General features: G+C 42.2%; 13 protein-coding genes. 8 read left to right on the top strand and 5 right to left on the bottom strand.

What is annotated here, in order from left to right:
- Nucleotides 1–66 precede the first annotated feature (66 nt).
- The 6 genes from I6E84_RS08370 (at nucleotide 67) to radA (ending at nucleotide 5,538) form a co-directional block, all read left to right on the top strand.
- Nucleotides 67–1,059: a KpsF/GutQ family sugar-phosphate isomerase gene (locus tag I6E84_RS08370; protein ID WP_197217424.1), complete on the top strand. Its 993-nt coding sequence runs from the start codon at nucleotides 67–69 to the stop codon at nucleotides 1,057–1,059.
- Nucleotides 1,060–1,124: 65 nt separating this feature from the next.
- Nucleotides 1,125–1,691 carry a KdsC family phosphatase gene (locus tag I6E84_RS08365; RefSeq protein ID WP_197217572.1) on the top strand — a complete coding sequence of 189 codons (567 nt, stop codon included), beginning with the start codon at nucleotides 1,125–1,127 and terminating at the stop codon, nucleotides 1,689–1,691.
- Nucleotides 1,688–2,272, top strand: coding sequence for an LPS export ABC transporter periplasmic protein LptC (gene lptC, locus I6E84_RS08360; RefSeq protein ID WP_197217423.1), 585 nt, complete (start codon nucleotides 1,688–1,690; stop codon nucleotides 2,270–2,272). The genes I6E84_RS08365 and lptC overlap by 4 nt, the downstream gene beginning before the upstream one ends.
- Nucleotides 2,273–2,435: 163 nt before the next feature.
- A complete protein-coding gene (lptA, locus tag I6E84_RS08355) occupies nucleotides 2,436–2,924 on the top strand; it encodes a lipopolysaccharide transport periplasmic protein LptA (protein ID WP_227681408.1) in 489 nt (162 codons plus the stop codon).
- Between the two features lie 77 nt (nucleotides 2,925–3,001).
- On the top strand, nucleotides 3,002–3,781 hold the full coding sequence (lptB, locus tag I6E84_RS08350) for an LPS export ABC transporter ATP-binding protein (protein WP_197217419.1): 780 nt from the start codon (nucleotides 3,002–3,004) through the stop codon (nucleotides 3,779–3,781).
- A gap of 320 nt (nucleotides 3,782–4,101) precedes the next feature.
- The gene (radA, locus tag I6E84_RS08345) at nucleotides 4,102–5,538 is read left to right on the top strand and encodes a DNA repair protein RadA (RefSeq protein ID WP_197217417.1); all 1,437 of its coding nucleotides are present in this window, start codon (nucleotides 4,102–4,104) and stop codon (nucleotides 5,536–5,538) included.
- Nucleotides 5,539–5,689: 151 nt separating this feature from the next.
- Here radA and I6E84_RS08340 read toward each other — a convergent pair whose 3' ends face one another.
- Together I6E84_RS08340 and rodA are read right to left on the bottom strand one after the other, a co-directional pair.
- The gene (locus I6E84_RS08340) at nucleotides 5,690–6,304 is read right to left on the bottom strand and encodes a septal ring lytic transglycosylase RlpA family protein (RefSeq protein WP_110923780.1); all 615 of its coding nucleotides are present in this window, start codon (nucleotides 6,302–6,304) and stop codon (nucleotides 5,690–5,692) included.
- 853 nt (nucleotides 6,305–7,157) lie between these two features.
- A complete protein-coding gene (rodA, locus tag I6E84_RS08335) occupies nucleotides 7,158–8,300 on the bottom strand; it encodes a rod shape-determining protein RodA (protein WP_197101499.1) in 1,143 nt (380 codons plus the stop codon).
- Nucleotides 8,301–8,783: 483 nt separating this feature from the next.
- Between rodA and I6E84_RS08330 the strand changes: the two genes are divergently transcribed.
- Both I6E84_RS08330 and I6E84_RS08325 read left to right on the top strand, forming a co-directional pair.
- Complete coding sequence (locus I6E84_RS08330) at nucleotides 8,784–9,683, top strand: D-Ala-D-Ala carboxypeptidase family metallohydrolase (RefSeq protein WP_227681388.1); 900 nt, start codon at nucleotides 8,784–8,786, stop codon at nucleotides 9,681–9,683.
- A gap of 232 nt (nucleotides 9,684–9,915) precedes the next feature.
- The gene (locus I6E84_RS08325) at nucleotides 9,916–10,485 is read left to right on the top strand and encodes a hypothetical protein (protein WP_110923783.1); all 570 of its coding nucleotides are present in this window, start codon (nucleotides 9,916–9,918) and stop codon (nucleotides 10,483–10,485) included.
- Between the two features lie 80 nt (nucleotides 10,486–10,565).
- Here I6E84_RS08325 and I6E84_RS08320 read toward each other — a convergent pair whose 3' ends face one another.
- The 3 genes from I6E84_RS08320 to I6E84_RS08310 form a co-directional block, all read right to left on the bottom strand.
- Complete coding sequence (locus tag I6E84_RS08320; protein WP_197217416.1) at nucleotides 10,566–12,134, bottom strand: M16 family metallopeptidase; 1,569 nt, start codon at nucleotides 12,132–12,134, stop codon at nucleotides 10,566–10,568.
- Nucleotides 12,135–12,188: 54 nt separating this feature from the next.
- A complete protein-coding gene (locus I6E84_RS08315) occupies nucleotides 12,189–13,688 on the bottom strand; it encodes a M16 family metallopeptidase (RefSeq protein WP_413786947.1) in 1,500 nt (499 codons plus the stop codon).
- A 205-nt stretch (nucleotides 13,689–13,893) separates the two neighbouring features.
- On the bottom strand, nucleotides 13,894–14,058 hold the full coding sequence (locus I6E84_RS08310; protein ID WP_197101362.1) for a hypothetical protein: 165 nt from the start codon (nucleotides 14,056–14,058) through the stop codon (nucleotides 13,894–13,896).
- Between the last annotated feature and the right edge of the window lie 272 nt (nucleotides 14,059–14,330).

Below are 14,330 nucleotides of genomic sequence, written 5' to 3'. Positions count from 1 at the left end.
GTTATTAATATTAGTCATAGTATAGTAAAATACCTGATTGATTCATTATAAAAATAGAGCGTTTTCATGGATAACACCCAAGCCAATTTGACCCATAAGCAGTTTATCAATAGAGCTATCGAGGCGATTAATACCGAAATATCTGCGCTAACATTGTTGACAGAACAGATAGATGATAGATTCGCACAAGCTTGCGATACTATCTTGGCCTGTCAGGGTCGAGTGGTAGTGACCGGTATGGGTAAGTCAGGACTGATTGGCCGTAAAATCGCGGCAACATTTGCCTCTACTGGTACACCATCATTCTTTATGCATCCTGGTGAAGCCGGGCATGGTGACTTGGGTATGTTGGTAAAAGGTGATGTGCTACTTGCTATCTCCAACTCGGGTGAGTCTGATGAAATCAAGATGCTACTGCCTGTTGTTAAGCGTCTAAATATTCCATTGATTAGCATTAGCCGTGACAAGCGTGGCATGCTACCTCGTGCCGCTGATATTGTCTTAACACTTGGTCAGTTTCAGGAAGCTTGTCCTCTTAATCTGGCACCTACCTCGAGCACCACGGCCACGTTGGCCCTTGGCGATGCACTGGCAGTTGCTTTGGTACATGCTCGCAATTTTACCTCAGAAGATTTTGCATTGTCGCATCCAGCCGGTGCATTAGGTCGTCAGCTGCTAACGCGAGTTGAAGATTTGATGCATACTCAGTCTGAAAGTTTGCCACTTATTCATCAGCAAGCCCCACTGCAAGAAGCTTTATTTACGATGTCTGCTGGGCGCTTGGGTATGACAGTGGTGACTGATGAGAGTGATAAAGTCATTGGTGTGTTTACAGATGGCGATCTGCGCCGTGGCCTAGAAAAAGGCATTGATCTACAAACGCCAATGGGTGAATTGATGGTCAGTAATCCACGCCGTATTAGTAAATCTATGCGTGCCTCAGATGCACTTAGCGTGATGAATGAAAACAGTATCAGTCAGTTGTTAATTATTGATGACGAAGATCGTTTGGAAGCGATTATTACGGTACATGACTTGTTGCAAGCTGGTGTAAAGTAAGTAGACTGGTGATATCGGCTTATCATAATAAAATCTAACAAACGGCTTTAAGCAAGAGGTACATGATGCAGGACTTAATCAAAAAAGCTGGACAAGTAAAATTACTGGTAATGGATGTTGACGGCATCTTATCAAATGGTCAAATCATCTATGATGCCAATGGTATCGAGACCAAAGCATTTTCAGTTCATGATGGCGTTGGTGTTAAGTCTTTAGCGCGTTATGGTATCTTAACGGCTATTATTACTGGTCGTAGCAGTGCTATGGTTGATAAACGTGCCCTCGAGATGGGTGTTGGCTATGTGGTACAAGGACGTGATGATAAGCTCATTGCGCTAAATGAGCTGCTATCAACCCTTGATCCAACACTTAATATTACTGCCGCTGATTGTGCTTATATGGGTGATGATTTACCAGATATTAAAGCGATGCAAACAGTCGGGTTTTCTGCAACAGTCCCTAATGCACATGCGGAAGTAATCAATCGAAGCGATATGGTCACGACTCGTGCAGGTGGCACTGGCGCTGTACGTGAAATATGTGATCTCATCTTAAAAGGTCATGGACACTATCAAGACTTCATTGCGCACTATACACTTGATGAAGTAAAAACTCAGGATGATTTGTCGTGAATACTCGTGTTTTAGTAATTATTGCATTAATTATTGCTGGTATTGCAGGCTGGTTTTTTCAGCAGCAGGGTGATGTTGCGCCACCAGTTAGTATGGCGCCCACTGATGTCGATTATGAGGCAACAGAAATTAAGGCGGTACAGACTAACGATGAAGGTGAGACTGAGTATGAGCTGACGGCTGAGTCCTTGACGCATAATCCAGAGACCAATCTGGACGAAATGTCAGGTATTACTATGAATTGGGAGCCGTCCGCTGAACAGCGCTATCGTATTGAAGCGGGTACGGCTGCTATCAGTCAAGAGACAGGTGAGCTTAGTCTGTCAGGTGGCTTTTCACTTGTTAGCGAAGGCAATAAAGACGCGTCTGAGGTTGAGCCAATAAAAGTGACAGGTAGTATCCTTAAAGGTAATACTAAGTCAGGCAAAGTATATAGTGACGAGCCTGTTCAGGTCGAGCAAGGGATGAACCGGTTTGAAGCCTCTAGTATGACTGCCAATCTTGAAACAGGTGAGTATGAGTTTGGCCACGTCGCTGTTGCTTTTACCCCTTCTGAACGCCAAGATAAAGCATTGTTCTAATGATAACGGTGCTTATTGCTTATATAAAAAGACAGCAGCTAGCATAAAGTTTGCAAATTCTACTACCCATTATAAAACGAGTGATTTTATGAAATCTAAATTTTTGCCTACTTTGCGCTCAAATTCAAAAGCACATAGCTTGCGTCAACTGCGCAAGTTACCAATGGTCATGCTGCTAGCATTGCCACTTTATAGCCATGCGCTACCATCAGATTCCAATCAAGAAATAAAACTGTTGGCTGATAAAGCGACGTATAGTGAGCGTACAGGCGTGACCAGTTACTCAGGCAATGTCAGTATCACTCAAGGTACATTTAAGATGACAGCGGACAATATCACTGTCAATTTATCGCAGCAGCGTAGTATTAACTCAGCCGTAGCGACCGGACGTCCAGCGACTATGCAGCAGGTAGTGACTCAAGAAAAAGGCTTAGCAAAAGGCCAAGCCAGCAAGATCGATTATAATGCAGTCACTGGCATCATTACTCTAACAGGTAATGCCAAGTTGGTTCAAAATGGTGCAAGTTTTGCTGGTAATGTCATTCGCTATAGCCTAAAAGCAGGTGATGTTGAGGCAACTGCTGGTGGTAATCAACGAGTAGAGTTGGTGTTCCCACCCAGTAATGGCAGCAGCCAAAGTGGCGTACGCTAAGACGTTAAATCGTCTATGTATCAATATACAAACCAGTCTGCACCAGTGCTTAGATTTTTCAACAGTATGAGTAAGTTATGAGTGATAGTAAAAATATAGACTCTTCAGCCACGGGTAATAATACAGTACCTGCTGAGCGATTATCGATGCAAAATCTAGGTAAGCGCTATGGTAAACGTTGGGTCGTAAAAGATGTCTCGTTCTCTGTTGAACAAGGACAAGTCGTTGGGTTGTTAGGACCCAACGGCGCAGGTAAGACGACCAGTTTTTATATGGTGGTGGGTCTGGTTAACATGGATAAAGGCCGTGTGACGTTAGGAAAAATGGACCTATCTAAATATGCAATGCATGAGCGTGCTCGCGCAGGTATTGGCTATTTACCGCAAGAAGCTTCTATTTTCCGTAAATTGTCTATCGAAGATAATATCCTAGCTATTTTGCAAACTCGCAAAGAGTTAAGCAAAAGTGAGCAAAAGCAAGAGCTTGAAAAATTAATCGGTGAATTCCATCTAGAGCATGTACGAAAATCTTTGGGGATGAGTGTGTCAGGTGGTGAGCGTCGTCGCTGTGAGATTGCACGTGCATTAGCAGCTGACCCAAAATTCATATTATTAGATGAGCCTTTTGCAGGCGTTGATCCTATCTCTGTAGGTGATATTAAAGACGTCATTCTGTCCCTAAAAAATCGTGGTATTGGCGTTTTAATTACGGATCATAATGTACGCGATACATTGGCTATTTGTGAAAAGGCTTATATCGTTTCAGAAGGTGCTATCATTGCGGAAGGTACTTCGGCTGAAGTCTTAGACAATGAGCTGGTAAAATCCGTCTACTTAGGTAAAGACTTTCAGGTATAAACCAACGTCTTTTCGCATATATCACGCTAATATTTAGGCTGGCTGCTAGAATCAAAAGGTTTGATTACTTTTTTCAGCCAGCTACTGCTATCGCTAATTTTCTTATTTCTAGAACATCATTCTATAGTTGAATTTATATGGATTTGACTATATTTGATGCCATCACCTCTATCGCGCATAGTCCGTCATGATTACAGCTGATTGGTCTCTAAGTCATTCTTAAACTAATACTTATATGTAAACTAGACTAGCACTCATACAAGTGTCACGATATTTTCCCAGTTATTTTTGATTGAACACCTGAATAAGGCTCATAAATTATGGCAAAAAATAAGAGCAGTTATGTCTGTCAGCATTGCGGTGCGCATTTTGGTAAGTGGGCAGGTCAGTGTACCGATTGTGGCGAATGGAATAGCTTGGTCGAAGCGCCTAATGTCAGCATGCCACATCATAATAAAAACACAGCCAAACCTAATGCCAGTCGTGCCGTCTCTCGTAGTACTGGTGCACCTGCGGGTAATTATTCAGGTACCCATAGCGCGGTTATGCCGCTTAATGCAGTCAGTGTAACGTTAGACACGCGCCTACCAACGGGCATTGGTGAGTTTGATCGAGTGCTAGGTGGTGGATTGGTCGCTGGTTCTGTAGTACTGATAGGCGGTGACCCTGGTATTGGTAAGTCGACTATTCTGTTGCAAACGGCGACTAATATGGCACGTGCTGATTCACTGGCAGGTAGTGCACTGTATGTGACAGGTGAAGAGTCACTTGCACAAGTAGCCATGCGTGCCAAACGTTTGGATTTGCCTGCAGATAGGCTGCGCGTACTCGCTGAAACCAATGTGGAGACAATTTGTGCGGCTTTGACACAAGAGCAGCCTGCGATTGCTATTATTGACTCTATTCAGACGATTTATACAGATGCGATCAACTCTGCACCGGGCGGTGTCAGTCAGATTCGAGAGTCTGCGGCGATTTTGACCCGCTATGCTAAGCAAACGGGCACCGCACTATTCTTAGTGGGTCATGTGACGAAAGAGGGCACGCTAGCAGGACCTCGTGTACTCGAGCATATGGTAGATACAGTGTTGTACTTCGAAGGTCAGTCAGACTCCAAGTTTCGCATGATTCGTGCCGTTAAAAACCGTTTTGGTGCAGTGAATGAGTTGGGTATTTTTGGTATGACTGACATGGGTCTCAAAGAAGTCGCCAATCCATCAGCGATATTTTTGAGTCGTTATGATAAACCTGTGGCTGGTTCTGTTGTCATGGTCAGTCGCGAAGGCACAAGACCTCTATTGGTAGAAGTACAGGCCTTAGTTGATGATTCACAAGGTTCACCTAGACGGATGGCATTGGGGTTGGACTTTCAGCGTCTGTCTATGTTGTTAGCTGTCATGCACCGTCATGGTGGTATTCATACCAGTGGGCAAGATGTCTATGTCAATGTGGTCGGTGGTGTCAAAGTCATAGAGACAGGATCTGATTTAGCAGTGTTATTGGCCTGTGCCTCAAGCATTAAGGAACGGGCATTGCCATCGTCATTAGCGGTCTTTGGTGAAGTAGGACTCTCTGGTGAAATTCGCCCTGTACCTAATGGGCAAGAGCGTCTCAAAGAAGCGATGAAGCATGGATTCAAGCATGCCATCATTCCAAAGGCCAATGCGCCTGCTAAGAATGCACCTCAGTTTAAAGGTATTAATGTCATTGCTGTAGAGCGGCTTGATGATGCGATTGAGAGCGCATTTGAATTGTAAGGTCTTATGTCTTTGATTCTGATATAGTCAATTTAAGCTAAATAAAAAAGCGCCTAACTCATCATGGTTAGGCGCTTTTTATTGTTTGATATAGCTATTAGATAGATAAAGGTTGCGGCAGGACGATTGTGATAAAACTATTGCGGCAGAACTATGGTCCTGAAACACGCTCAATAGAAACGTTACCAACCCCTTTGTTCGTAATACCTAGGCGTTTAGCAGCGCCATAAGATAGATCTAATACACGGTTACCATGGAATGGACCACGGTCATTCACTTTTACCACGACGCTTTTACCGTTTGTCTTATTGGTAACTTTAACATAACAGTTCAATGGCAATGAGCGATGTGCCGCCGTCAATGCGTTCATGTCAAAGGTTTCGCCACTGGCTGTTTTACGGCCATGGAACTTACGACCATACCAAGACGCTAGGCCAGTCTGCTTAAATTTGCTGACTGAATTAGAGGCAACGGCTGTCAGACGCTCTAGTACATCTTCATCGTTGCTTACTTGGGTTGAGTCATTAGCCAACAGTGAACTGCTAAGTGCTAAAGAAGTAGGTTGACGTGCTGACTTAACCAAACTTGATGCACCATCATGTTGACGGCTAAGCTCACCAAGCACACGATCGATATGGGAGGCGTTATCTTGTGAAATCATCGCAAGGGAGGTTTTGGAGTCTACAGCATTGGCATTAGTAACGGCTGCAGAGCCAGCAAACAATACTGCTGATACGGTAAGTAAACCAGATAAACGCTTATTCATAGATACCTCTATAACATGTACATTAAAACCTAACTCTAATCATGTTAGATAAAGTGTCACAGTATCCGTTCGAATTAACTGTGTCATACACTCTGAAGCCGCATTATCAATCTAGTTTTTATATAATGATTGATACCAGATAGGACTTTTATAGATTTTAATATAGGGTAATTTTTCATCATCATAAGTCGGTTACAGTCACTTAACTGAAAGTACTTATGACACGCTCAAATGATAGTCAACGATATTCATAAAGCACATTACTTAAATAGGAAAGTTAAGTACTAAACCTATTACCTAATAAATGACTTTACGTATAACTTTGTGGCTAAACCGTTAATTAAGTAGTGTATTTGAAAGCTCAAAATCTACGAGCTGCTTACTATACGGCTAGGCTACAACTAGAATATAATTGAATGAAAACTTTTTTAGTAGCTCTGTACGGGTTATGTATCAAAGTACATTTGAACGAGGTTAACGCAATTATTTGTAAAAAACAAGGATTAAAATCTATCAGTACTATTTATGGAGGTATATTTCTCGAGAAAGGAATTAAAGATAAAATTGGTGTTTATGTGATATATATCAACTATTTATAAGTGTTTTTTATAGCGTGTATGAGTGATTTTTTGACGGCCATTATATTTTTTATTGAAATAGTCAGATACTAAAAATCATTAGTTAGGTTTAATATTTGATTGTTTAATATTCATGCTCAGTTGTTTTTAAATTCACTGCTGTCTAAATCCACTACTTTAATCCGTTAATTTAATGATTAAAAGATTTGATAGGAGGAGTGCTATTCTATTTTACTCCTCCCAGTTATCTTTAAGTGTTTTTTGACAAATCAGCGTTAACCTGATTTATGGGTGTGAATAGACATTAGCAGCCCAAAGCCTGCCATTAGCGTTACGATAGCAGTACCACCATAGCTGATAAAAGGTAGAGGGACACCAACCACAGGTAAAATACCACCAACCATACCGACATTGACGAATACATAAACAAAGAAGGACATGGCAATAGCACCTGCTAACAATCTGCTATAGGCATCAGGGTGGGTAAAGGCAATGTACAAGGCGCGCATGAGGATACAAGAGTAAATAAACATCAATAGCAACACACCTAGCAAGCCAAACTCTTCAGAAAAAGCGGCAATAATAAAATCCGTATGACCCTCTGGTAAGAAGTGCAGGTGCGACTGCGTACCTTCTAAGTAGCCTTTTCCTGTAAGGCCACCAGACCCAATAGCGGTTTTGGATTGAATGATATTCCAACCAGCCCCTTGAACATCGGCTTCAGGATTTAGCAATGTCATGACGCGTGTTCGCTGATAGTCGTGTAATAGAAAGTTCCAAGCGAAGGCGATAAGAGGTACTGCTAGAATGGCTGCTGCTGAAATCAGTCGCCAAGATAGCCCTGCTAAGAACAACACAAAAATACCGCTGGCTGCTACCAATATCGAGGTGCCAAGGTCAGGCTCTTTGGCAATCAATAACACAGGTACTATGATTAATCCCAACGTGATAGCGATACTAGAAGCGGACGGTGGCAGCTCACGTTTGGACAGAAACCAAGCACACATCATCGGCATGCCCAGCCTCATAAATTCTGATGGCTGAACACTACCAAACCCAGGTAGGTTAATCCAGCGCTGAGCACCCATACGTACTTCACCGATGATATCAACTAGCACCAACAGTATGAGCCCAAGCACATAAAATATGGGCGTAAAGGTACGATAAATACTAGGAGGTATCTGCGCCATAATAACCATAACCGTAAACGCCACACCATAGCTGATCATCTGGCGTATGACCATATTAACGTCTTGGGCTGCAGCACTGTATAAAATCGTCAAACCAATGCAGCAAACCGTTAATAAAAGCAGGGTTAGCCATGGGTCGATATGAATACGCTGCCATAGCGTTGGTGCATGACCTTGGCCGAAGTGATGGCTCTGACGTGAAAAACGATATTGCGGATTAGAAGACATAGGCAAAGTGAGTCTGGCAATTGGTGTAAAAGAAAAGTTTTATCTAATGATATAGATTCAGAGAGAACAGGGTGTTATTTACTAGGGCGTGTCTTCAATTCACCCGATAGTCATCTAAATGGGCTAAAAATGGCTAAAAATGGCTAAATCTTGCCAAACATCGTCAAATAGCTGGTTAATATCTCGATATCATCTGCGCTATTTTTCTTGTTTGACGGCAATTTATCTCATTTTTATCACCATTTTTGAAATGAAGACATGCCCTAGTGCAATGTTGCGTAAAAAGTAACACCTAAGCAATAAAGTCACATAATTATAAAAATTATGAGGATAAGTGTTAATTACGAATATCACACCTCTGATTAGAAGCGATAGTTTAGCCTGCTTGCTGAAAATTTGATAGTATCGATAAAACGTTTTTAGCGGTAGTCTCTTGCGATGATCAATATAACAGCCCGAAACTATAGGCATATTCAGCAGCCTATGATTGCATTACTTGTGTGTGCCAGCAGTATTTCTGCCCATGCTGCGCTTACCAGTGATAATAGTGAACGTCGAATACAAGTACGTCAAGGTAGTAATGTCTACATTGAACCTTCCACAAATAACTCAATTCACAGCCCTGGTGTTACGATGCTGAGTGGCGACAATGCTACCAATGGCGATAGCATGCAGGGATTGATTGCTCAAAAACAGCGTGATTTTAATTTGGATGCCCGTCTATCTATCGAAGAAAACAAACGTGTCAATATCAACCGGCGTCCGCCTACTTATGGCACAGAACACAATCATGATGGCCATGAGACAGGAAACAATGATGACAATGACGCTGTCAGTGTTGACTTTAATGTCTGGCTGAATAATAACAGTTACCGTGCCAAACAAGTGGCAGAGTATCAACGCTATCTCAGCTCGCAAGTGGGCGCAAAAAACGTACCACCACTATCACAGTTATTGACTACTGCTCGTAGCTGGAGTAAATGTGGCTATGAGCCTTATCAGTTGCCTCCGCAAGAATTATGGGCAAACATTGTACCGACGTTACGTCTGTATAGTGAGCTCAAGCAGCAGGGCATCTTGCCTGCAAGTAGTGAAATACGTTCGGTATATCGTAGTCCCGGCCTCAATGATTGTGCAGGCGGTGCTGACAGCAGCAAGCACATGAATGCTAGTGCTATGGACATCTGGGTGCCAGAATATGAATATAACCCATGGCAGCGTAGTACAATGCAGGATGGATTGTGTCAATTTTGGCAATATCAGGGAAGCGGGCATAATTTTGGTTTAGGGTTATATGCGACAGGCGCTATTCATTTAGATACTGATGGCTATCGTAAGTGGGGGTTCAACCATGCGAGTAGTGGCTCGCCTTGTCGCTATTAGGATTACTTATCAATGAGTAGAATATCAGCTGTGAGATAGTTCAAAAGTAAAAAATAAACGCATGAGTCATAAATTTCTTTGGTATTAATGAATATGTTGATAAAATATATTCGCATAACTAAAAGTAACACTTATTTGATCTCTTGATTGAGTCGCTAGATAGCTTGTAAAGCTTGCCTGTCAATCTTGGTAATTCCATACTTTTGCAAGAAATTTATTATAAGTAGAATTTATGAAAAAGCAGTACTCAGCAAAAAATAATAATACCTGTAAGCCCGCCAAAAAATTTTTGAAGTTAAATAACAAGCGCATTGTTTTATTTGGTTCAGCCATTTTCTCAATTTTATTTATCAGTGCTTGCAGTCCAGATTCTATTTTTGAAGACAGTATGCCAATGACAGAGGTGACTGCTAACAATGCTGATAAAACCTTACAAGAGGCGCAAGAGATTGAAGACAATATTCGAAACTCTTATGCTCGATTGGCTTCACAACGTTCAGATGTTTGTCCAAAACTGATACAAGAGAATGTGGGTAGTCAGGTTGTTGAGCGTACTGCAGAAGTTATGGTAAATGATTATTGTGATTATTTTCTATATCCACAAGAAGGTCAAAATATTTCTGTTAAAGTTAACAACCGTCAAATCGAAGCATTATTAATAGTCCCTACATTACACAACTTTGCCAATGGTGATTATCAAGTAAGCTCTTACGACAAGCACGTGATTCGACTGGCTTATAATGGGGCAGACTATAAGCCTGAAAATTTTATTTATGACGTTGCCGTAACGATTGCCAATTAAATATGCCCTTAACTGTCTTTATCACTAAAGATAAACGTGAAGAGCGATGCTATTTCTGGCATCGCTCTTGAGCTAAGCAATTACTTTTTAGACTTCTTATCTTTCCAAGGGTCATCCTGACCGACAGTAACAATTAAAAAATCATCAGGCTTTAGCGTGTCACGCATTGTTTGATTGACCTCCGACAGCTTTACTTGGTCAATACGATTGACGTAATTGGTCAGATAATTGTCTTGTAACTGATAGAAATTCATCATACCAAGTAAACCATTAATCCCCGCATTACTCGCAAATCCCATTGGAAAACTATTCTTAAGGCCATCTGTTGTCAGCTGCATCTCGCTACTGGTAATACCCTCATCTAAAGTATCATTGATAACCTCTAAACTGGCATCAATGGCAGCACGAGCTTTATCATTACGGGTTGAAAACCCAATCTGATATGGGCCTTTTGCGAGCATTGGGTTCATAGATCCTGATATGCCGTAGGTGTAACCAAGATTTTGTCTAATTTCAGTCATCAGCCGTGCATTAAAATCTCCCCCAGCCATCACTTCGTTACCGACAGCAAAGTTTGTTTGCTGCTGCTGATCTTTTGTATTGGTAGCGCGTTTGCTGCCTAACTGGCCCATCAGTACGGTAGTTTGGGTGCTCGGAAATGGAATATGAATGTGCTTTGCTTGGCTTAGTGATTTCGGCTCAGGTAACTCCGTTGCCATTTGACCTATTGGTAGCTTGGTAGTGATATCTTCAGCCAGTTTTTTTGCTTGTGCTAGGGTTAGATTTCCTGTCATAGCAAGCGAAGCATTAGCCGCGACTAAATAACGGTTTTTAAAATCTATCAGCTGTTGTTTGCCGATATTAGGGACGCTTTCAAGCGTACCAGCGGATGGATGAGCATAGGGGTGCTCCCCGTATAGCGCCTGATCAAAAGCAATGCTGGCAAGGCTATTGGGATCTTGTTTTTGTTGCTGCAAACCGACCAATAATCGTGCTTTGTTGCGCGCTAAAATATCATCGTCAAAAGCAGGTTCGCTGAGCATCTGAGTCATTAAATCGATGGCAGGCAGTAGATGTTTATCATCAGATAAGCTCCGCAATGAGACGATAAACATGTCTTTATAGGCACTGCTGTCTAGATTGATACCCAATGTTTCAACTGCTTGTGTGAATTTGTTTTCATCCAAGCTTTTAGAGCCTTGAGTCAGCATGGTAGCTGTCATATTAGCAATACCAAAGCCGTCTTTTTGGATACTGCCATCACGTGCGCTACCCGCATTAAAGCGTAAATCGACATCGACAATTGGTAATGTTGTTGTTTGTACAAAGCGTACAGGTACACCCGATTTGGTTTTGAACTGCTGAATCGTCGGTACGTTGACGGTTAAAGATTTGGCATCCTTTAGGCTGGTCAGTTTTGATAGTGCTGCAATGGGTGCGCTCGTATCGACGGCAGCCGCTGAGCCGCGGTATTCTTCAGTAGCCGCTGAGTCCGCTTGTGCAGGTATCGTTAATATCGTCATACCGAATAATATGCCCATGCTCAGTTGAGAGAGCTTTTTAGAGGCGGTGTTTGATCGTTGTATTGGCATTCGTGCATGAATTAGAGTTTTTCTTCTTGTCTGCAACAAATCATTATTTTGAGTCATGGTTTTCTTCTTATTAATAGTAACGTCTTTATGATTGGCACAGTCACCACACCATTATTTCTTTGTATTGGCTTGGTCTTTAGGCGGGATGACATGCATGACCGTTAAATTGTCTTTTACTAAATATTTTTTACTGGCGGTTTGTATATCAGCGATCGAGATGCCATCAAGTTTGGCTGGTAGCTCGGCAAGCAGTCTGTCATCCAGTCCAATGGACTGTAATGAGCCAATCATACGTGCCTGACCTTCCATGCTGTCTTGTGCGTAGACAAGCCCTGTCACTGTGTTGGTTTTGGCACGACTGATTTCGTCGGCAGCAATTGGATCGGTTTTTAGCTTCTCTATCTCAGTCATAATGGCTTGCTGTGCTTGTTCTAAGCTCACGCCTTCACGTGGAGTTGCTTGAATTAGGAACAGACCATCGCCGCGATCGAGCAAATCATAAGACGTTCCTACTGTGGTCAGTAGTCCTTGCTCACGTATCAGTCGACTCTCAAGGCGAGCAGACAAGCCACCATCTAATACATCTTGAGCCAGTGAGAGCGCATACGCTTGTTTTTCATTATTTTCACCTGCTGTGACGAGGCTAGGTACGTTATAGCCCATTAATAAAACCGGTACTTGTACGGCTTGCTCGGAGTCGACTTTCTGATAGCCACGGAAGCCTTTTTGGCTGACAGTAGGGCGTTTCGGTAAAGTGCTCGGCGTTAGCTCACCGAAGTATCGTTTGGCCTGAGCCAACACGTCTTGAGGGTCGACATCACCGACGATGACTAAGGTTGCATTGTTTGGCGCGTACCATTTTTGATACCAGTCTTTTAACTCTGGAAGCGTTATTGATTCAAGCTCGCTCATGGGGCCGATGACGGACTCACCTTTTGGACTATCAGGCAGTGCGAGTAAACGAAATGACTCGTATGCTTTTGCCAGTGGATTGTCATCGGTACGTTGACGGCGCTCTTCCATGACAACTTGGTGCTCTTTGACAAACTCTTTTTCATTGAACAGTAGATTTTTCATGCGATCTGCTTCTAGCTCAAGCGCTAGGGGGAATCGGTTGGCAGGGAACAGCTCGTAATAACCCGTATAGTCGTAGCTCGTAAAGGCATTATTGACGCCGCCAAACTTCGCAATTAAGCGCTCATAATCATCACTTGACACGTCAGTAGTGCCTTTAAACATCATATGCTCAAGTAAGTGAGAGATACCACCCTTATTGATTGGCTCATCAGTTGAACCTACTCGATACCAAATCTGAGACATGACCACTGGTGCACGATGGTCTTCTTTTATCACTATTTTCAGACCGTTCTCTAACTGATACTCATGTCGACCGGACATGTCCATGTTTAATGATGATGACTGATTGTCATTGGTCGTTTGGTTTTGACCTGCTCTATCTTGGTTCAATATGCTCGGAGTTACTGGAGTTTGAGCGGTAGACAATGGCTTCGGATCGATAGCATTGGTTTGACAAGCGGCAAGGGTCGTCATCATTGCGATGGAACAAGCAATGCGTAAAGCGGTTTTAGGTAGTGGTAAAGACAATGTCATGATGTGTTCTACTCATATAAAATGATAGCTTGTAAACTGATGATTGATAAATCAAACAATATATTAGGACAGGTTCACTATTCAGCTATGGTATAGACAGACAATGGCTATTGTTTAGACGATTGAACTTTTCAGACGATTTAACGTTAGAAAAGCACTGACAATTTGTGAATGTCTAATAGGCCTTAGTTGTCGTGATAAAGTGCTATAGAGAAGTATGTGCACCAACCATAACAGTAGCGGTTGGCTTGATATCATGTGTGGTGTTACAGCCTGTTGTTGCTAGTGTGGCGGTCGCTATCAGCATTACGGTACTGATACTAATTATTTTCTGTGCATGTTTTTTATAAGTGTTAGATAGTGATGACATAGGTAACTCCTAAAAGGTGATAACCAAAGTGGTTTCTAGGTATAGAATGAAACGCTAGAACAAGGAAGTAAGACTGGTAGAGTAGGTGAAGTTTAACATGTGTAAAGTCAGATTTTTGTGTCCAAACCTTAAGCAAAACTTTCTCGGTCGGTTATATGATCTCTTAAACTTATAAATTTTGACGATAGTCTATGATGGTAAGGGCTGAGCATAACCTGAATTATGCTAAACTAGGGCAAAATTATTTGTCATGTCGATGGTCAAAACATCAC

Source organism: Psychrobacter sp. SCQQ22 (assembly GCF_015864605.1).
In the GTDB taxonomy this organism is placed as follows: domain Bacteria; phylum Pseudomonadota; class Gammaproteobacteria; order Pseudomonadales; family Moraxellaceae; genus Psychrobacter; species Psychrobacter fozii.
Note: the sequence above shows the minus strand (reverse complement) of the source record. Positions and strands in the feature narration are given on the sequence as shown.